We start from the raw sequence: 18,656 nt of genomic DNA, 5'->3' as shown, positions 1-18,656 counted from the left end.
GTCTACTTTTTAGGGGAATTTTTTCTAGCTAATCGCCCGTGGTGTAAGGAGAGAGAGTAGAATTGAACGCGACACAACCAATGAAAAAACCCGTTGTACAACTGAAGGGACTCTGTAAGAGTTTCGATGGTAAAGAGATCATTTCAAATTTTGATCTTGAGATAAACAACGGCGAGTTTTTGACAATCCTGGGTCCGTCCGGTTGTGGCAAGACCACAGTACTTCGTTTGATTGCTGGTCTTGAAGATGCAGACGATGGCCAAATTATCATTGACGACCAAGATGTGACTGCAATCCCCGCAGAGCAACGTCACGTCAATACCGTATTCCAAAGCTATGCGCTATTCCCTCACATGACTGTGTTCGAAAATGTCGCTTTCGGTCTGCGCATGCAGAAAGTTGCCGAAAGTGAAATCGAACCGCGTGTCATGGAAGCGCTGCGCATGGTTCAACTTGAGAAATTCGCTCCTCGCAACCCTCATCAGCTGTCAGGCGGGCAACAACAACGCGTAGCGATTGCTCGTGCTGTTGTGAATAAGCCTAAAGTGCTTTTGCTTGACGAGTCCCTCTCGGCGCTGGATTACAAACTGCGTAAGCAAATGCAGAACGAGCTTAAACAGCTCCAGCGTAAATTGGGAATCACCTTCATTTTCGTGACGCACGATCAAGAAGAAGCATTGTCGATGTCTGACCGCATTATCGTCATGCAATCAGGTGACGTAGTTCAGGATGGTACGCCTCGTGAAATCTACGAAGAACCTGCGAACTTGTTTGTCGCACGCTTCATTGGCGAGATCAATGTATTTGACGCACACGTTATTGCACGCATTGATGAGCAACGCATTACGGCAATCGTAGAAGGTCAAGAATGTCAGGTCTACTGCAAACTTGATGTCGGTGCTGGTGACAACGTTAAGGTTCTGCTTCGCCCCGAAGATCTTCGCATTGAAGAAATCAGCGCAACAGAGTCCAGCAATGGCATTGTTGGTTATGTTCGTGAACGTAACTACAAAGGCATGACGTTGGATTCAGTGCTTGAACTTGAATCTGGCATGTCTGTCATGGTAAGTGAGTTCTTCAACGAAGACGATCCTGATGTTGACCACTCATTAGATCAGAAAGTGGCGATTACCTGGGTTGAAAGCTGGGAAGTGGTACTGCCTGATGAAGAAGCTTAATCTCCAAAACGCCATTATTGGCGTCATTGTAGGTTGGTTGCTGCTGTTCGTATTAATTCCGAACCTGATGATTATCGTCACCAGTTTCCTGACTCGCGATGACGCAAACCTCATAGAGATGACTTTCACCTTGAGCAACTATGCCAAGTTGATGGATCCGCTCTATGCGAAAGTGGTTTGGCATTCCTTTTACATGGCAGCCATTGCTACCTCGCTATGCCTATTGATTGGGTATCCGTTCGCTTACATTATCGCGCGCATGCCTAAACATATGCGCCCGTTCATGTTGTTTATGGTGATCGTTCCGTTTTGGACGAACTCCCTAATCCGCACTTACGGTTTAAAAATCTTTTTGGGCACACGTGGCTTACTCAATGACGGCTTACTCACACTAGGCATAATTGAGAAACCGCTTCGCATCATGTACACCGAATATGCGGTCATGATTGGTTTGGTATATATCCTGCTACCTTTCATGATCCTGCCCTTGTATTCAAGCATTGAGAAGTTAGATAACAGCTACCTTGAAGCAGCGAAAGACCTAGGTGCCAGCAAGTTTCAAGCGTTCGTTAAAGTTATTTTGCCACTGACAATGCCAGGTATTATTGCTGGCTGTCTATTGGTTCTGCTTCCTGCTCTTGGCATGTTCTATGTGTCAGACCTACTTGGCGGCGCGAAGAACCTCTTGATTGGTAATGTCATCAAGAGTCAGATCCTCAATGTTCGTGATTGGCCGTTTGGTTCAGCCGCGAGTATTTCTCTGACAGTATTGATGGGACTGATGCTGTTGGCCTACTGGCGTGTCAGCAAGCTAATGAACAAGAAGGTGGAGCTGGAATGAATCGTTTCTTCAAAACCAGCTTTATGTCGCTGGTCTACGCGTTCTTGTACATTCCTATCGTCATTCTTATCGTTAACTCTTTTAACGAAAGTAAGTTCGGTATCGAATGGAAAGGTTTTACGACCAAGTGGTATACCCAACTGCTAAGCAACGACAGCTTGGTACAGGCTGCAGGTAATTCACTGACTATTGCAATATTTTCAGCAACGGCAGCGGCCATTATTGGTAGCCTGACCGCAGTTGCGCTGTATCGCTATCGTTTTCGTGGCAAAAAGTTCGTCAATGGCATGTTGTTTGTGGTCATGATGTCGCCTGATATTGTGATGGCGATTTCGCTACTGGCGCTATTTGTGTTGATCGGTGCGCAATTGGGCTTTCTTACCCTATTGCTGTCGCACATCACCTTCTGCTTACCATTTGTTGTGGTGACCGTATACAGCCGCTTAAATGGCTTTGACTTACGAATGCTTGAAGCAGCGAAAGATTTAGCAGCAAGTGAGTGGGTTATCCTGACCAAGATCATTCTGCCCCTTGCAGCCCCAGCGGTTGCAGCAGGTTGGTTATTAAGCTTTACCCTTTCATTGGATGATGTGATTGTCAGCTCGTTTGTCACTGGGCCAAGTTACGAAATCTTGCCGTTGAAGATTTATTCGATGGTCAAGGTAGGCGTATCGCCTGAAGTGAACGCACTCGCTACACTCATGCTTATCGTATCTCTCGTGCTGGTTATTTGCTCTCAGCTACTGGCACGCGACAAGGTGAGATAGTCGTCAAAGGGCAAGTGTCGGACTTCCTCTTACGCTTGCCCTGTCGATTTTCGCACTTTTCAGTCACGGGTGACGACGTACACCCGTTATTCTAACTAACCAATACCTACGAAAAACACAGGAGTTGTTGATGAAACCCTGGTCTAAGTTTGTGCTGGGAAGCTCTCTAGCCTTCTCTCTTTTCTCAAACACTGCTATTTCGGCAGAAAATGAACTCTACTTCTATAACTGGTCTGAGTATATTCCGACTGAAGTTATTGAAGAGTTTACCGAAGAAACCGGTATCAAAGTCATTTACTCAACTTATGAGTCAAATGAAAGCATGTATGCCAAACTCAAAACGCACCCTGACGGTTACGATTTAGTCGTTCCTTCCACGTATTACGTGAAGAAAATGCGTGATGAAGGCATGTTACAACCTATCGATAAGAGCAAGCTAAGCCATTTCGACGGTTTGGATCCAAACAACCTCAATAAGCCTTTTGATCCAAATAACGCGTACTCTGTCCCTTACATCTGGGGTGCGACAGGTATTGGTGTCAACACCGACTATGTCGAAAAAGACAGCGTAAATTCGTGGGCGGACCTTTGGAGTCCTAACTACGAAGGTCAGTTGTTGATGATGGATGACGCCCGAGAGTTCTTCCACATTGCTCTCACCAAGCTTGGATATTCAGCAAACACGACCAACCCCGAAGAAATCAAGCAGGCTTACGAAGAGCTGAAGAAAATCATGCCAAACGTGCTGGTATTCAACTCAGACTTCCCTGCTAACCCTTACATGGCGGGTGAAGTAGCACTGGGTATGCTTTGGAACGGTTCTGCTTATATCGCTCGTAGCGAAGGCGCACCTGTTGATATCGTATGGCCAGAAGAAGGCGCGATTTTCTGGATGGACAACCTTGCCATTCCAGCAACAGCAAAGAATGCGGATTCTGCGCACAAAATGATCAACTTCCTTCTTCGCCCCGAAATTGCGGCGCGTCTTGCTATTGAAATTGGCTATCCAACGCCAGTAAAAGCGGCCTACCCGCTTCTTCCAAAAGCATTTAAAGACGACCCAAGTATTTATCCACCACAAGAAGTGATGGATAAAGGCGAATGGCAAAGTTCAGTTGGCACGGCAAACGTGCTGTATGAAGAGTATTTCCAGCGGCTAAAAGCAGGCCAATAATCTGGCATGTGGTCCCATGACTGCAGATAATACAAAAACATAAAGCGGCTTCTCAGCCGCTTTTTTTAGCAAATAATCAAACGAATAATAGTGATTGGCACCAATGTGTCCAATCTGGACGCTAGGATTGAAGCGCGAGTAGTTCTTCAACCAATTTCGGAACCAGAATACTCGCTTTGCCATAACGTTTTTCATCAAACTCGCTTTCAACAGCACTCGGCTCAAGATTGACTTCTATGGTTTTCGCTCCACCGATCGCTGCTTCATGAACAAATCCCGCTGCCGGGTAAACCGACCCTGACGTACCAATAGAAAGAAACAGATCCGCGCTGAGTAACGCATCATGGATTTTATCCATGGCGATAGGCATTTCACCAAACCAAACAACATGAGGGCGCATCGGAGATGGCATCTGACAACAATGACAAGCATCATCAACCATGATATCCCCTGTCCAATCGACCACTTGTTTTGAATAGCTACAACGTGCCTTAAGCAATTCTCCGTGCATGTGGATCACATTTTCACTACCTGCACGTTCATGTAAGTTATCGATGTTTTGCGTCACGATAGTGACATTGCCTTCAAGTTCGCGTTCCAATCGCGCTAGCGCTTCATGCGCCAAGTTAGGTGCAACACCTGATTGAAGCTGTTTTCTGCGCTGGTTGTAAAAGGTTTGAACCAGTGCGGGGTTTCTCGTAAAGCCCTCAGGCGTTGCTACATCCTCGATATGGTGCTCTTCCCATAATCCATCTTGCGCACGGAAAGTTCGAATACCCGACTCCGCGGAAATTCCTGCACCTGTCAGTATTACTATGTTTTTATACGGGAATTGCATATTGAGCATCCTTTCTCGATTTGATCTTTAACCTTTATAACATTGTTGAATTGAGCAAAACAGGTTCAGCATGCTAGACCATGGTCGAATTTGACATGATTTACTGAATTTACACATGAAATCAAAATTCTGTCTTATATTTAATCTATGCCTTAAATACGAGATTGAGATTAACCATTGCGGCGTTTTACACAACCCCTATTTATCTCCATGCTTTCCCTGCTGACGGTTCCTGCCGTTTCGGCGAGCGAGAGCGTGAAAATAAGCGGTTTTGGCAACGCAACCTACATTAAATCAGGTACTGATGACTTTGGTTATAAATACGATCTGACGAAAGAAGCACAATACGGTGGCTGGGAGTTTGATACGGGTTCAGCCTTCGGGCTTCAACTCAATGCGAACATTGCAGACGACGTTGACTTCGTCGTCCAAGGTGTTTTCCAAGATCGCATTGAAAATGATTTAGATAAAAGCATCACTTGGGCATTCTTACGATACAACGCAACGCCAAATCTTACGTTTCGCATTGGTCGAATCGCGACGCCGCTTTACATGTTGTCCGAGTATCGTGATGTCGGATTTGCCTACCTATGGACGAAACCAATCACTGATTTCTATGCGAACATTCCCATCTCCTCAATTGATGGCGTTGATGTTGCCTATAGTGTTCCTTGGGAGCATGGACTGTTTGAAGCTCGGTTATTTGCTGGGCAATCAGACATTACCATTGAAACAGTGATCGAACCTTATGAGGTGTCACTGTCTCCAGTAATCGGAACAAAGCTCTCCTACTCCGTTAAAGATTGGCTTTTTTCAGCAACAGCTACAACAACTGTTGTCAAACAAGGCGATCCATCTACTAGCGTGACAGCTGGACTCGAACAAGACCCTGCACTCATGTTTTTCTGGCCAGAAGTTGGCACTATTGCGTCCGACTTTAATTTTGTTGATTCGCGCTTTTACTACTACTCACTAGGCGCACTCTACGAAACGGGTGACTGGACCATACAATCAGAATTGAGTTATACCGATGCAGAATGGCCTTTTTTCCCCGATCTTACTGCCGGTTATCTAAGTGTCGGTAAAACCTTCTCCAATGTCACCGCATTTGGTTTTGTATCTAAAACAAAATCGGTTGGAGATATGTATGATTTAACGCCACCAAATTCACAGGGGCTTGCAATACCAGACATTGCGGCGGCTTATGGCTATACCAAATCTCTTCTCGATGCTCGTGTTATCAACCAAGAAACATTGGGCTTTGGCGCACGAATTGATCTCAGCTCTCAGGTTGCACTAAAAGGACAAATAGAAAGAACATGGCTGAACAACCAAGATTTTGGGGCGTGGTTGACCACGGTGGAAGGATTGAATGCCACTGTGCCAGACTATATTGATACATACTCGATCAGCCTAACGTTTGTGTTCTGATATGAAGATACTTGTATTAGCAATGCTCACAATCATTTCCTTAGCATGGGTACCTACTAGCCGTGCAGAACTGGTCGTCGTTGTGAATCAAGAGAATCCTCTCGCTAACCTGTCTAGTCGCCAGCTTATCGACCTTTACATGGGTCGCAGTAGCCATTATCCAGATGGCATGATGGTGTTGACCACTGACTTGCCAGACAGTAGTCCTGAGAGAGAGGCGTTTTATCGACAATTAGTTGGAAAGTCTGCTGCCCAAATCAATGCTTACTGGGCGCGATTGCTCTTTGCTGGTAAATCCGAACCCCCTTATACAATCTCGTCGACAGAAAATGCCGCTGATTACGTTAAAAATAATAAAAACGCCATAGCGTACATCAATGAAGCAGAACTCTCGCAAGGCCTGAAAGTGGTATACCGGTTTGAAGATTCTCAATAAAAGAGTTCATATTCGTGTTGCCTCAGGGGTAGCAAGTGGTGCACTCATTTTCTCCGTCATTGCATCCATTGTCTGGTTCTATATTTCTTATCACGATGAAGTCGATCGTTCTCGAAATCAAATTCGACAAGTTATCACGACGGTAGAGCAAACAGCCTCAATCGCCATGTACCTAGGAAACAAAGAGCTCGCAGAGGAAGTGCTGCGTGGGTTAGAAGCCAATGACATTATTTCAGCAGCGCGACTAACGAGTCAGGAAGGCCTATCGGCATCATTTGAAGGTAGTGGCGATTTAAAGCAAACCGACATCGCCGTGATATTTCCAATCAAATCGCCATTCAATGAAAACGAAATTGTCGGCGACCTGCTGATTTACCCAAACCAGCAGTACATCGAAGACAATGCGATTGCACTCGCGAAAATCCAAGTCATCGTGCTTGTGCTCTACTCAATCATCATTGCTTTTTTAACGCTGGTCATCGTTAACCGTATCCTCACAGAACCATTGAAAAACGTGGCAAATCGATTCCACTTGATCACGCCAGGTGATTCCACACGCATTGAGATCCCTTTTGGTCACAAGCACAATGAAATCGGGGCATTAGTTGGTGATATCAACCATATGCTCGATGCGGTAAATAATCAGATCGATAACGAGCGCGATCTTAGATCGCAAACCGAGAACCTTTCAAAGAAATTCCGCTTTATTTTTGAGCGCGCGAGTGCTGGTATCGGATTGATAGATGCCACCGATCATCTCATTGTCGCAAACCCCGCGCTGCTGAGACTCCTAGGGCAAACCTTCATTGTTGATACCGAACGCTTCTCCAAAACTGACTTCACGGCCTATTTTAACGACCCACAAGTGATAAAAGAGTTTATTGAAGAATTCTGGGCCAAACCAGGTAACCAATTCAGCGCCGTAGATATCCAACTGAAGCACAAAGTTAGAGCGACAGATCGTTGGGTACATTGCCTATTCTCCAAAGTTGAAGACATCAACAACCCTGATGACAGTTTATTAGAGGTGGTGCTGTATGACATTACCGAGCGCGCTGAGCGTGAACAGAATATTATTTACGAAGCAGAACACGACCCAATTACACAATTACTCAATCGCAGAGCAGGCATGACCAAGCTTGAAAACTCAACCATGGAGGCGGAGAAAAAAGAACGTAGCTTTGCCGTTTTAATGATTGATTTAGATGGCTTCAAACATGTCAACGACACTTACGGTCATGATGCGGGTGACAAAGTGATCATCGAGGTAGCACATCGAATTAAACAATTTTTCCGTGGTTCAGATGTCGTCGCCCGTTGGGGTGGAGACGAGTTTCTGATCGGTTTTTCCTACAACCCTAACTACGATACCGCTGTCTCTGACATTGCCACAGACTTACAGTTCCAGATATCTCAGCCTATCCAAATAGGTCATGAACAGACTACTGCCGTTGGTTCAAGCATTGGGATTAGCCTTTTCCCAGACAATGACACTGCTGTTGGGCCTTTGATTGAACAAGCTGATGAAGCCATGTATTACGTCAAAAATAACGGCAAAAACTTTTTTCATTTTTATCAACGAGAGAAAGTAGCCGCCCCAGCCAACAAATAATCCTACCTTGGATCATCGGAAAAGAAGCGTTACGCTATCGTCTAAATCCAATATGTCCCTTGCTCGTAGGAGAAACAATGCATCCATTGCGCGTATCAGTCAGAGCGGTATGCTATCGCGATGACACCCTATTGCTCGCCGAACATAGAGACGAGCGTGGCCTTTGGTATATTTTACCAGGCGGAGGCATTCAACATAACGAAACACTCGACATCGCCTTTAAGAGAGAATTGCTTGAAGAAACTGGCGGTGAAGCAGACATGGGCGATGTGTTATTCGTCAGAGAAGTCATCGCAGATAAGCTAGATACAACATTCCTTCCTCAACACCTTCACCAAATTGAACTGTTTGTTGAGGCGACAAATTTTCGTGATGTAGCAACCCCATCGCAACCAGACAAAAATCAGATTGGCACAATATGGATGCCATTAGAAAGACTGCCCAGTCTGCTTTTCTTTCCAAAAACCATGGTTGAAGCCTTCCAGACCCGCCAGTTTGACCGCATATACCAAGGCCACATTATGTAGGTGCTACAGATACTCAAGCACATAGGCAACAACCATGAATTTTATTTATATAATTTGCTGAACAGTGAACTGGCTAGACCATTGCAAGCCTGTGACTCAGTTACAATGCCGGACAAGATAAACAGTGGAAAACCACAGTAGAGCTCATGCAGTTAAACAACTATTTTAGTCAGAACAATAATCAGTTTGCATTTACGCGTCAGCAGGCGAGCCATTTTGCTAAATTGGTCGCGGGCGATTTTAATCCTATTCACGACGAAGACTCAAAACGATTCTGTGTTCCAGGTGATCTCCTTTTCTCTGTCTTACTGGCAAAAGCCGGTATCAGCCAAAAAATGCACATCTCGTTTGGCGGCATGATCTCAGACAACATGTCCCTGACGTTCAAAGAAGATGCACTCGGTACAATCGAAGTGCTAGATGCGAATGACAAATGCTATCTGACCATGACGCGCGAAGGCGACAACTTGGTTGATGAAAAACTCGCTGCTAACGTGGCAGAACATTATGTGAAATTTTCTGGCATGAATTTCCCGCACATCATGGTGCCTTTGATGGAAAAGAGCGGGATGATGATCAACCCCGACCGCCCTTTGGTTATCTATGAAAGCATGCACCTAAACTTCCACCATCTAAACTTCTCAGCGCCTACCGTTGAGCTGACGGATTCAGTGATGGAAGTGAATGGAAAGCGCGGAACGGTAAGTTTGGCCTTTTGCTTCAAAGAAAATGGTCAGATCATTGGTGAAGGCAGAAAAAAATTGGTTTGCAGCGGCCTACGTCCATTTGAACATTCTGCCGTTGATGCACTCGTCGACAAATTTAATAGCCGAAAATCTGTATTCCTATCTGCGCTGCCAGTTTAATTCATTAGATCGCGTCAATACGCGTATCTTATAGCAGGCAATAAATACGTAATATTGACCCCGAGTTATTCGGGGTTTTTTATACCCGTCAATGTCTTACTTATAAATATTCGCGCCACATTTGAGACCGTGTTCTATATTTAAGTTACGGTCATCGCACTGGAGCCGAATATGACAATTGACAAGTTGCTTTCTCATGTAGACAAACTCCCTAAGATTCCCAAGGTCGTCCAAGAACTCATGGATCTCGTTAATAGCGACGGCTCAGACATGAATCAAATCTCGACCAAAATTGCTATGGACCAAGTGATAAGTGCCCGTGTATTACGGTTGTCTAACTCTTCACATTTTGGTCGCGGGCGAACGGTAGCTTCTGTGGACGACGCGGTTATTCGTCTTGGATTAGGACCCATTCGCACACTCGTGACGGCTTCTGCACTGATGAGTACATTTCCCAAAATAGAGGGCTTAGATCTCAATGCTTTCTGGGGAACAACGTTTGAAGTCGCTACATTTTGTAAAGCGATAGCAAAAGAACTTAAATCAGACCAAAACGAAGCATTTACAGCCGGTATGCTGCACAACATCGGTGATCTGTTGATCTATACGGTCTATCCCGACCAGGCGCAAAAAGTCGAACTGCACATGGATATGGGTAAAACGAAACCAGAAGCGCAGCAAATTGTGCTAAGTACTGACGGTGCTGAGTTAGGCGGCATGCTCGCAAAGAATTGGAAATTTGCCGACACGCTCATCGATGCAATTTCGCATCAATACTCTGCAGTGCAAGGCGACGAATTTTCACAACTAGCCGCCATCATTAATCTATCAAGAAAGATTGATTGCAACTGGGAAGGGTTAGCGGATAGAGAAGCGCAACAGACGTGGCTTAACCATCAGCTAGAATACAGCATGCTGGGTTTAAACGAAGATTTCATAGAGTTGGTCGAAAACACCCGTGGGGTCGGCAGAGAGCTAGCAAGCTCCCTCGCCTAACAAGCCAACATCAGATCAAATAGCCGCCAATGCTGGCGGTTTTTTTTCGTCTGATTTCTATTGAAAAAACTCAAAATATCAAACTTTTCGCCGCAAGCTAGAAATAGTGCGCCATAGCAAGATACCGCGATCGAATATGTTCTATCAATGCACGCAGTTTCTCTGGCGGATGGCGCGTATGGGGGTAGATAGCATAGATCCCCAGTTTCTTAGCAACTTGATGGGGTAACAAGTCAATCAATGTGCCCTGTTGCAGATCGTGATACACCAAACATTTTGGCACGTACACGATACCGTGGCCGGCCAATGCCGCTTTTCTCAGCGCTGCAGCATTATTAGTCGAAAAGTTTCCGCTGACCTTAACGATACGTTTACTTTCTGTTCCAGGTACGAAGAACTCCCAATCCCCTTCACCTGTCGTTTGGTAGGTGTAATGTAAACAATTGTGGTTTATCAACGCATCTGGGGAATTCGGCTTGCCCCGCCGTGTTATATACACAGGAGCGGCACACACCAACCATTGCGAATCGATAATATGACGTGCGATCAAGCTTGAATCTTCAAGGTAGCCGGTACGAATGGCTAAGTCGAACCCTTCATCAATCAAATCAACAAAACGGTTGCTGAGTTTGACATCGATCCTTAAGCCATTGTGTTGGCTGGCAAACTCAGCAATAGCTTCGGCCAGCAATAAATCTCCCGATATGGTAGGAACAGAAACACGCAGATGCCCTTTAATCTCAGAAGAGAGTTGAGTCACAGAGTCAGTCACATCTTGGTTCAGCTGAACCATTTGTTTTGCTGTGGGAAGCAAGGCTATTCCCGCCTCAGTGAGAGATAGCTTACGCGTGGTTCGATGGAGTAATTGAACCTTCAAATCCATCTCAAGCCGCTGGATACGCTTACTCACGACGGAATTTGCTAAACCAAGCTTGTCTGCTGCAAGCTTGAAAGACCCAAGCTCCGCCACTTCCGCAAACAAAATCACATCATCTGAACGCATTGATTATATCCATTAAGGAAACAATTAATTCATTTAATGCTATTTATTCACTTATGGCAATTGCATATTCTCAATGTCTAATAAATAGGCGCAGCCTGACAGAATCAATGAGCTAGCGTTATACATGGATACACTGTTGCGAGGACGATTTATGCAACCTGCTCGGATTTACCCAGCGAAACCTGCCAAGGTCTATCTCTACGCAACCTGTCTGGTTGATATGTTTGACCCAGACACAGGGATAGACGCGATTTCCGTCCTTGAGCAGCAAAGCATCGAGGTTGTATTTGTCGACAAACAAACCTGTTGCGGACAACCTGCTTATAGCTCTGGCTACACCCAAGAATCACGCGATGTGGCGCAACATCAAATGTCCCTGTTTCAAGAACCTATCCCCATCGTGATCCTTTCTGGTTCATGTGGCGGAATGATGGTTCATCACTACCCTAAACTCTTCGCCGGTCACCCCATTGAACAGCAAGCGTTGGCCTTTTCGCAAAGGGTGTTCGAGTTCACCGAATTTCTCACTAATGTGTGTCGCGTAAAACTCGAAGACAAAGGCGAGCCTACCGCCGTGGTTGTTCACACTTCTTGCGCAGCAAGACGAGAAATGAACGTACACCATTATTCTGCGCACTTGCTCGGTCAACTCAGTAACGTGGACATTAAAAAAGCAGCATATGAGGAAGAGTGTTGCGGGTTTGGCGGGACTTTTTCGGTGCGTCATCCCAACATCAGTGAAGCCATGGTCACAGACAAAACCCACAACCTGATCAACAGTGGCGCGATTGAACTCGTGAGTGCCGATTGGGGGTGCATGCTTAACATTAACGGCGCGCTGGAATACCAAGGTAAATCATTCAAGGGGCAACACATAGCTCGTTTTTTGGCGAAACGCACACACGCTGACGGAGGTGCGTCATGAGTCATAACACACCAGAGCATTTTCATCAGCAAGCAAAAGAAGCACTCGCTGACAAAGAGCTAAGACAGAACTTCCGAGGCGCCATGGATTATCTTCGTGGGAAGCGACGTGAAGCCTTTCCCGATGCAGATGAAGAAAAAGCGGTTCGAGACCGTGCAGAAGCGATTCGTCAGCGATGTTTAAGCAAGCTACCTGATCTGCTAGAAAAGCTTGAAATACAATGCCAACGAAACGGCATACAGGTTCATTGGGCACAGAACTCTGATGAAGCCAATGCGCTGTTTAGTGCGCTGGCAAAGAAGCATCAAGCGAAGCTTATCGTCAAAGGTAAATCGATGGTGAGTGAGGAGATTGGCCTTAATCACCACATGGAAAAACAGGGCGTGCATTGCCTTGAAAGCGACATGGGCGAATACATTGTTCAGCTTGATGGCGACACACCTTCTCATATCATCATGCCGGCAATTCATAAGAACAAGCAGCAAGTTTCTGACACGTTCGAACACAATATCCGTGATTTCAAACCAACCACGGATGTCGATGAGCTAATCAAAACCGGGCGCAAAATGCTGCGCCAAGCCTATCAAGATGCAGAAATTGGTATTTCAGGGGTCAATTTCCCTGTGGCTGAAACGGGCACACTGTGTTTGGTGGAAAATGAAGGCAACGGGCGCATGTGCACCACCATCCCAGACGTCCACATCGCCATTACAGGCATTGAGAAAGTGGTTGAGTTCTTATCGGATATACCACCGCTATACAGCGCCCTCACGCGTTCTGCGACGGGACAAAACATCACGACGTATTTCAATATGATCAGTGGCCCCCGTAAAGACGGCGAATTGGACGGGCCAAAAGAAGTGCATTTGATTTTACTAGATAACGGCCGCACTCAGGCTTACCACGACGAAGAACTGCGCAAAACGCTTCAATGCATTCGCTGCGGCGCGTGTATGAACCATTGCCCTGTTTATACCCGCATTGGCGGTCATGCATACGGTACGGTTTATCCGGGGCCGATCGGCAAAATCATCTCCCCTCACATGATGGGCCTTGAAAGTACCAAATCTATTATTACCGCATCCAGCATGTGTGGCGCATGTGAAGAAGTCTGCCCTGTCCGAATCCCTATTCCATCCTTGCTGCAAAGGTTGCGTCAAGAAGCCAAGCACAATGCGAACGACGGGCATGAAGCGCTAAATGGTCAAGACGCCGACAACAGCAATATTGAAAAGATAGCCATGAAGGGCTTTGCATTCGCAGCGAGCCATCCCTCGCTGTATCACAATGCGCTGAGTATCGCCCGAAAGATGAACGGCGCAATCCCTAAGCACTTGGGTAACTGGACGCAATGTCGCGTGAAGCCCAAGCTCGCCACGACGTCACTGAAAGCAAAAATTGCCAAGCGTAACGGGAGCAAAACATGACGAACCAAAGCCAACAAGCTCGCACAGCAATATTTGCCAAACTCAATGCAGCGCCAAAGCAAACGGTCAACGCGTCGCTTCCAGGATGGCAAGCGTGGCAAGATGACGACGCTCAGGCTCGCGCTGATCGCTTGGCAACATGCATGACAACGGCTCACACCGAAATTATCCGCGTCTCGGAAAATAATTTATTGGCGCGATTGGTCGCCTGTCTCGGTGACAATAGCTTCAAAAACGTGTTGCTGGGCAGAGATAATCCATTCACGGCGGCTCTGCAGGCCGCCGATATCGAATGTGATATCAAAACCTACGACCAGTCTATCGATCAGGTCAAAAATGACCTGTTCAATCATATTGATGCGAGCCTAACTGTCATTCCAGCCGCTATTGCGGATACCGGCACTCTTGCCGTCATCACGGGTGATAAAGAACCGCGAGCTTTGTCACTCGTTCCACCCACACATATTGCCATACTGCGGGAATGTGACATTGTTTCTAACTTCAGTGACTTGATGGCTTCGCCGTTCTGGACACAAGCAGGATGGGACACCTGCCCACCGACGAACCTATTGCTGATCTCTGGGCCATCAAAAACTGCCGATATTCAACAAACGCTCGCTTACGGCGCACATGGCCCCAAGCGATTGATCGTATTTATGGTTAAGGAGTAACCATGAGCCAGACGCTGGCAAATAACACCAAGGCACAACTACTTGATAAACTAAACCAACGTATTCCTTCATCGCGTTTGATCACAGACAACACGCGTAGGTTAGCTTATGGAACAGACGCCAGCTTTTATCGATTAATCCCTGAAATGGTTGTGCAGGCAGACGATCTCGATGATGTCATTTTCATTATCAACACCTGCGTTGAAATGAAAGCACCGTTCACCTTTCGTGCCGCGGGCACCAGCCTTTCTGGACAAGCGGTCTCAGATTCAGTATTGATTACGCTTACGGACAACTGGCGAGAACACGAGATTATTGATGATGGGGACAAAATACGGCTTCAGCCAGGTGTGATTGGCGCAGACGCCAACCGTTACCTAACACCATTTATGCGGAAGATCGGCCCAGATCCGGCATCGATCAACAGTTGTAAGATTGGTGGCATTGCCGCCAACAATGCTAGCGGCATGTGCTGTGGCACGGCGCAAAACACTTATAAAACCGTGGATTCAATGAAAATCGTCTTCCACGATGGTACCTTGCTTGATACGTCAAATGCCCAATCCGTCGATGAATTCAAAATCAGCCATCGTGAGATGATTCAAGGTATTAAATCTCTGTGTGCCGATGTCGAACAGAATCACGCCTTGAAAGAACGTATTGCGCACAAGTATCGACTCAAAAACACCACAGGCTACGCCCTGAATGCGTTAATTGATTACCAAGACCCTATCGACGTACTGACTCACTTAATGGTGGGTTCAGAAGGCACGCTCGGGTTTATAGCAGAAATCACGTACCACACAGTCATAGAGCATCCTTTCAAAGCCTCTGCGCTGCTCGTGTTTGATGATATTGAAACCGCATCTAATGCGGTGACCGCATTGTCTAAAACCCCCGTTTCGGCCGTCGAAATGATGGACGGTCGTGCACTTCGTTCCGTGGCAAACAACCCCGGCATGCCCGATTTCATGCCAGTGCTGACACTAGAACACTGTGCCCTGCTGGTTGAAACACGCGCCAGCGATGAAGACACGCTCTACATGCAAAGTAAAACCATTATGGCGACACTCGCCGCTTACGACATTTTGCATCAAGTGGCGTTCACCTCGGAAGCAGAAACCGTCGGTACGTTATGGGGCATTCGAAAAGGTATGTTCCCCGCAGTCGGTGCAGTCAGGCAAGCAGGCACCACGGTGATTATCGAAGACGTCGCTTTTCCCGTTGAGAGATTGGCAGGAGGAATTCGAGAACTTCAGGCGCTATTCAGTGAGTTCCAATACCATGAAGCCATTATTTTCGGTCATGCTCTTGAAGGTAATCTGCACTTCGTTTTCACTCAAGGATTTGACAGCGAAACTGAGGTTGAGCGCTATGGGAAATTCATGGATGCCGTCACACAGCTTGTGGCGGTTAAATACCAAGGGTCACTAAAAGCGGAACACGGCACAGGACGCAACATGGCACCCTATGTTGAGCTTGAGTGGGGGGCAGACGCCTACCAGATAATGCGACGGATCAAGTCTCTGTTTGACCCGCTAGGGCTGTTAAATCCAGGCGTCATTATTAACGACAACCCAAAAGCGCATATCACCCACCTTAAACCCATGCCCAAAGCCGATGACTTAGTGGACAGATGTATCGAGTGTGGTTTCTGCGAAGCCGTCTGCCCATCACGCACGCTGTCTTTGTCGCCTCGCCAACGGATTGTGATTTATCGTGAATTACGCCGTCTTGATGGCGTTAATGAACCTGCCAGAAAAGCTGAATTGCAAAAAGCGTTTGATTACCTCGGTGTGGACACCTGTGCCGCTACTGGATTGTGCGCAGAGCGTTGTCCGGTTGGCATTAATACTGGCGATCTCATCAAGAAATTGCGCACTGAAAAATACAAACGTTTCACCCCTATTGCACGTTGGACAGCAAAGCATTTTTCCACAGTAACCTCACTCACGCGCGTCGGGCTATCGGCAAACCAATGGTTACAAAAGACGATCGGAGAGAAAGCGCTGGGTTCAACCGTTAACGGACTATGCAAACTGACGAAGGGAAGCACGCCCGAGTGGCAAAATCGTTTCCCAACCGCAAACCGCTACAAGCTAAAATCGAGTACGGAGCGCAGCCTTAAAAAAGTGGTGTATTTTCCGTCTTGCGCCAGCAGAAGCATGAGCAATGAAATCGGCAGTGACGAGCATCGGCCACTCACAGAAGTGACAATGTCACTCCTTGAGCGTGCAGGATATCAGGTCATCATTCCAAAAAATCTCAGCAACCAATGTTGCGGTATGCCCTATGACAGCAAAGGGATGACAACGATCAGCAAAGACAAAAGCTATCGTTTAGAGGCAACATTATGGCAAGCCAGCGAGATGGGAAAACTCCCTATATTGATGGATACCAGCCCCTGCGCAAAACTGAGCAAAGAACTGTTCACTTTCCCTTTAGAGGTGTTCGAGCCAGCCAGCTTCGTACTGGAACATGCTATTGATGACCTTAATATCACGCCCGTAGACGAAACGGTCATGCTCCACATCACATGCAGCACCAGAAAGATGGGACTTGCAGATACATTATTGAAAGTGGCTAAAGCCTGCGCAAAAGAAGTGATCGTGCCTGAGCATATCGAATGTTGTGGATTTGCCGGTGATAAAGGCTTCTTCACCCCTGAGCTCAATGCCGCGGCGGTCGCACCATTGAAGATGCAAATCCCGGAAGGCTGCTCTCGCGGCTTCAGTAACAGCCGAACCTGTGAAATAGGCTTAACCCATCACAGTGGTATTTCGTATCGTTCAATTTTGTATTTATTAGATGAAGTGTCGACAAAGCGCCAGACTGCTCATACCGCGAACAAGCCAACGAGGATAAAAAGCAGCGTCACCTGTCCTGAATGGCAACTAGGTTGGCGAGAGTAAGCTCTCGCCTTCATCAAGCTCGAAGGCTAAGGGCTTTGTGGACAAACTGCGCCCTTCTATCATTGCCAATAGTGACAACGCTGCTTGCTCACCCGTTTCAACATCTGGCGTGACGATGCTTGCCAGCCTTGGCATCATAGACTGACCGATATCTAATGCGTGAATACCTGCAATACCTATATCTTCTGGCACGCGTAAATCAAGTTGCTGGCACTCTAGCAAAACACCGGCCGCCAACTCATCATCAGTACAGAAAAATGCATCAGTGTCCGAATAGCGCTCCATCACTTTTCGCGCCATCTTTTTTGCAACGGAAACGGAAGACTCTGATTTAGCCGTTAAGCTTCTCGCCTGCAAGCCCGCTTGCTCCATCGCATTCACATACCCCTGAAGCTTACTCTGCGTGCGAATGCCCTTTTTGGCGCTCAAGCACACAATGTTCTCGTAACCACGCTCAATCATCAAAGTAACCATCGACATAGCAGCAAGCTCATTATCGATGCCAACAGACATTGTGCTCGCGTCGTCTTCCGTACTCATGACTTCATCAGCATCCAACACTTCAATAAACGGAATACCAGCCGTGCCGATCATCTTCAATGCACGCTCTGAATGTTCACTGTCAGCAAGGATCAATCCATCCACATTAAAAGACAATAACGACTGAATTCGCTGCTCTTCAATATCCACATCGTATCCGCCATGCGCCACCATCACTTGATAGTTTACAGTTTCCGTTACTTTCTCTATGCCTTTGATCACGTGTTGAAACACTGGGTGACTAAGGGAAGGAAGAACAACACCAATCGTTCGACTACTGCGATTAGACAAGATACCTGGCACACGGTTAGTAATGTAACCGACATCATCCAGGGCAATTTGAATACTATTACCTGTCGATTTGGCCACTTTGTCGGGGTATTTCAAGTAGCGGCTCACCGTCATCTTTGTCACGCCGACTATCTCGGCGACGTCTTGCATCGTTGGCCGACGTTTTTTTTGCATAACCCAAAATCCTTAACCGAACGACGAAAATAGCCGCTTGGTTAAAT

General features: G+C 46.6%; 17 protein-coding genes. 14 read left to right on the top strand and 3 right to left on the bottom strand.

The genetic code is table 11. The annotated features are described in order from the left end of the window. Positions 1–80 precede the first annotated feature (80 nt). The 4 genes from potA (at position 81) to ACED36_RS10620 (ending at position 3,960) form a co-directional block, all read left to right on the top strand. Positions 81–1,178 (top strand): spermidine/putrescine ABC transporter ATP-binding protein PotA, encoded by a 1,098-nt coding sequence (gene potA / locus ACED36_RS10635; protein WP_371733260.1) that lies wholly within the window; start codon positions 81–83, stop codon positions 1,176–1,178. Continuing rightward, positions 1,165–2,019 carry a spermidine/putrescine ABC transporter permease PotB gene (gene potB / locus ACED36_RS10630; protein WP_017002743.1) on the top strand — a complete coding sequence of 285 codons (855 nt, stop codon included), beginning with the start codon at positions 1,165–1,167 and terminating at the stop codon, positions 2,017–2,019. The genes potA and potB overlap by 14 nt, the downstream gene beginning before the upstream one ends. Next, positions 2,016–2,786: a spermidine/putrescine ABC transporter permease PotC gene (potC, locus tag ACED36_RS10625; RefSeq protein WP_371733228.1), complete on the top strand. Its 771-nt coding sequence runs from the start codon at positions 2,016–2,018 to the stop codon at positions 2,784–2,786. Before potB ends, potC begins: the two co-directional genes overlap by 4 nt. A 130-nt stretch (positions 2,787–2,916) precedes the next feature. Beyond that, positions 2,917–3,960 (top strand): extracellular solute-binding protein, encoded by a 1,044-nt coding sequence (locus tag ACED36_RS10620; RefSeq protein WP_371733227.1) that lies wholly within the window; start codon positions 2,917–2,919, stop codon positions 3,958–3,960. Between the two features lie 121 nt (positions 3,961–4,081). Here ACED36_RS10620 and cobB read toward each other — a convergent pair whose 3' ends face one another. Next, positions 4,082–4,798, bottom strand: a complete 717-nt coding sequence (gene cobB, locus ACED36_RS10615) for a Sir2 family NAD+-dependent deacetylase (protein ID WP_017002741.1) — start codon at positions 4,796–4,798, stop codon at positions 4,082–4,084. Positions 4,799–5,053: 255 nt separating this feature from the next. Here cobB and ACED36_RS10610 point away from each other — a divergent pair, with 255 nt between their 5' ends. From ACED36_RS10610 to ACED36_RS10585, 6 genes are all read left to right on the top strand, one after another. Next, positions 5,054–6,229: a hypothetical protein gene (locus ACED36_RS10610; RefSeq protein WP_241823334.1), complete on the top strand. Its 1,176-nt coding sequence runs from the start codon at positions 5,054–5,056 to the stop codon at positions 6,227–6,229. 1 nt (position 6,230) lies between these two features. Then, positions 6,231–6,665 (top strand): hypothetical protein, encoded by a 435-nt coding sequence (locus ACED36_RS10605; RefSeq protein ID WP_241819077.1) that lies wholly within the window; start codon positions 6,231–6,233, stop codon positions 6,663–6,665. Beyond that, positions 6,649–8,277, top strand: coding sequence for a diguanylate cyclase domain-containing protein (locus tag ACED36_RS10600; protein ID WP_016962112.1), 1,629 nt, complete (start codon positions 6,649–6,651; stop codon positions 8,275–8,277). Before ACED36_RS10605 ends, ACED36_RS10600 begins: the two co-directional genes overlap by 17 nt. Before the next feature lie 77 nt (positions 8,278–8,354). Next, on the top strand, positions 8,355–8,804 hold the full coding sequence (locus ACED36_RS10595) for an NUDIX domain-containing protein (RefSeq protein WP_016962111.1): 450 nt from the start codon (positions 8,355–8,357) through the stop codon (positions 8,802–8,804). Positions 8,805–8,950: 146 nt separating this feature from the next. Further along, positions 8,951–9,670, top strand: a complete 720-nt coding sequence (locus ACED36_RS10590; RefSeq protein ID WP_016962110.1) for a DUF3581 family protein — start codon at positions 8,951–8,953, stop codon at positions 9,668–9,670. 171 nt (positions 9,671–9,841) lie between these two features. Next, positions 9,842–10,666, top strand: a complete 825-nt coding sequence (locus ACED36_RS10585) for an HDOD domain-containing protein (protein ID WP_017002740.1) — start codon at positions 9,842–9,844, stop codon at positions 10,664–10,666. Positions 10,667–10,763: 97 nt separating this feature from the next. Here the strand turns inward: ACED36_RS10585 and ACED36_RS10580 are convergent, their stop codons facing one another. Then, a complete protein-coding gene (locus ACED36_RS10580; protein WP_017002739.1) occupies positions 10,764–11,669 on the bottom strand; it encodes a LysR family transcriptional regulator in 906 nt (301 codons plus the stop codon). Between the two features lie 151 nt (positions 11,670–11,820). Between ACED36_RS10580 and ACED36_RS10575 the strand changes: the two genes are divergently transcribed. Genes ACED36_RS10575 through ACED36_RS10560 form a run of 4 tightly spaced genes read left to right on the top strand, consistent with a single transcriptional unit; the run spans position 11,821 to position 17,604 of the window. After that, the gene (locus ACED36_RS10575) at positions 11,821–12,594 is read left to right on the top strand and encodes a (Fe-S)-binding protein (RefSeq protein WP_371733226.1); all 774 of its coding nucleotides are present in this window, start codon (positions 11,821–11,823) and stop codon (positions 12,592–12,594) included. Continuing rightward, the gene (locus tag ACED36_RS10570) at positions 12,591–14,021 is read left to right on the top strand and encodes a LutB/LldF family L-lactate oxidation iron-sulfur protein (RefSeq protein WP_371733225.1); all 1,431 of its coding nucleotides are present in this window, start codon (positions 12,591–12,593) and stop codon (positions 14,019–14,021) included. Before ACED36_RS10575 ends, ACED36_RS10570 begins: the two co-directional genes overlap by 4 nt. Then, the gene (locus ACED36_RS10565; protein WP_371733224.1) at positions 14,018–14,692 is read left to right on the top strand and encodes a lactate utilization protein C; all 675 of its coding nucleotides are present in this window, start codon (positions 14,018–14,020) and stop codon (positions 14,690–14,692) included. Before ACED36_RS10570 ends, ACED36_RS10565 begins: the two co-directional genes overlap by 4 nt. A gap of 2 nt (positions 14,693–14,694) precedes the next feature. Continuing rightward, positions 14,695–17,604 carry an FAD-binding and (Fe-S)-binding domain-containing protein gene (locus tag ACED36_RS10560; RefSeq protein ID WP_371733223.1) on the top strand — a complete coding sequence of 970 codons (2,910 nt, stop codon included), beginning with the start codon at positions 14,695–14,697 and terminating at the stop codon, positions 17,602–17,604. Here the strand turns inward: ACED36_RS10560 and ACED36_RS10555 are convergent. Next, the gene (locus tag ACED36_RS10555; RefSeq protein WP_016962103.1) at positions 17,587–18,609 is read right to left on the bottom strand and encodes a substrate-binding domain-containing protein; all 1,023 of its coding nucleotides are present in this window, start codon (positions 18,607–18,609) and stop codon (positions 17,587–17,589) included. The genes ACED36_RS10560 and ACED36_RS10555 overlap by 18 nt on opposite strands. Positions 18,610–18,656: the final 47 nt, after the last annotated feature.

It is taken from the genome of Enterovibrio sp. FF113 (assembly GCF_041439165.1).
Classification (GTDB): Bacteria; Pseudomonadota; Gammaproteobacteria; order Enterobacterales; family Vibrionaceae; genus Enterovibrio; species Enterovibrio norvegicus_A.
Note: the sequence above shows the minus strand (reverse complement) of the source record. Positions and strands in the feature narration are given on the sequence as shown.

What these genes read in the sequence shown, in the direction of transcription:
- potA (WP_371733260.1), top strand. Translation starts at nt 81, where the DNA reads ATGAAAAAACCCGTTGTACAACTGAAGGGACTCTGTAAGAGTTTCGAT.
- potB (WP_017002743.1), top strand. Translation starts at nt 1,165, where the DNA reads ATGAAGAAGCTTAATCTCCAAAACGCCATTATTGGCGTCATTGTAGGT.
- potC (WP_371733228.1), top strand. Translation starts at nt 2,016, where the DNA reads ATGAATCGTTTCTTCAAAACCAGCTTTATGTCGCTGGTCTACGCGTTC.
- ACED36_RS10620 (WP_371733227.1), top strand. Translation starts at nt 2,917, where the DNA reads ATGAAACCCTGGTCTAAGTTTGTGCTGGGAAGCTCTCTAGCCTTCTCT.
- cobB (WP_017002741.1), bottom strand. Translation starts at nt 4,798, where the DNA reads ATGCAATTCCCGTATAAAAACATAGTAATACTGACAGGTGCAGGAATT.
- ACED36_RS10605 (WP_241819077.1), top strand. Translation starts at nt 6,231, where the DNA reads ATGAAGATACTTGTATTAGCAATGCTCACAATCATTTCCTTAGCATGG.
- ACED36_RS10595 (WP_016962111.1), top strand. Translation starts at nt 8,355, where the DNA reads ATGCATCCATTGCGCGTATCAGTCAGAGCGGTATGCTATCGCGATGAC.
- ACED36_RS10590 (WP_016962110.1), top strand. Translation starts at nt 8,951, where the DNA reads ATGCAGTTAAACAACTATTTTAGTCAGAACAATAATCAGTTTGCATTT.
- ACED36_RS10585 (WP_017002740.1), top strand. Translation starts at nt 9,842, where the DNA reads ATGACAATTGACAAGTTGCTTTCTCATGTAGACAAACTCCCTAAGATT.
- ACED36_RS10580 (WP_017002739.1), bottom strand. Translation starts at nt 11,669, where the DNA reads ATGCGTTCAGATGATGTGATTTTGTTTGCGGAAGTGGCGGAGCTTGGG.
- ACED36_RS10575 (WP_371733226.1), top strand. Translation starts at nt 11,821, where the DNA reads ATGCAACCTGCTCGGATTTACCCAGCGAAACCTGCCAAGGTCTATCTC.
- ACED36_RS10570 (WP_371733225.1), top strand. Translation starts at nt 12,591, where the DNA reads ATGAGTCATAACACACCAGAGCATTTTCATCAGCAAGCAAAAGAAGCA.
- ACED36_RS10565 (WP_371733224.1), top strand. Translation starts at nt 14,018, where the DNA reads ATGACGAACCAAAGCCAACAAGCTCGCACAGCAATATTTGCCAAACTC.
- ACED36_RS10560 (WP_371733223.1), top strand. Translation starts at nt 14,695, where the DNA reads ATGAGCCAGACGCTGGCAAATAACACCAAGGCACAACTACTTGATAAA.
- ACED36_RS10555 (WP_016962103.1), bottom strand. Translation starts at nt 18,609, where the DNA reads ATGCAAAAAAAACGTCGGCCAACGATGCAAGACGTCGCCGAGATAGTC.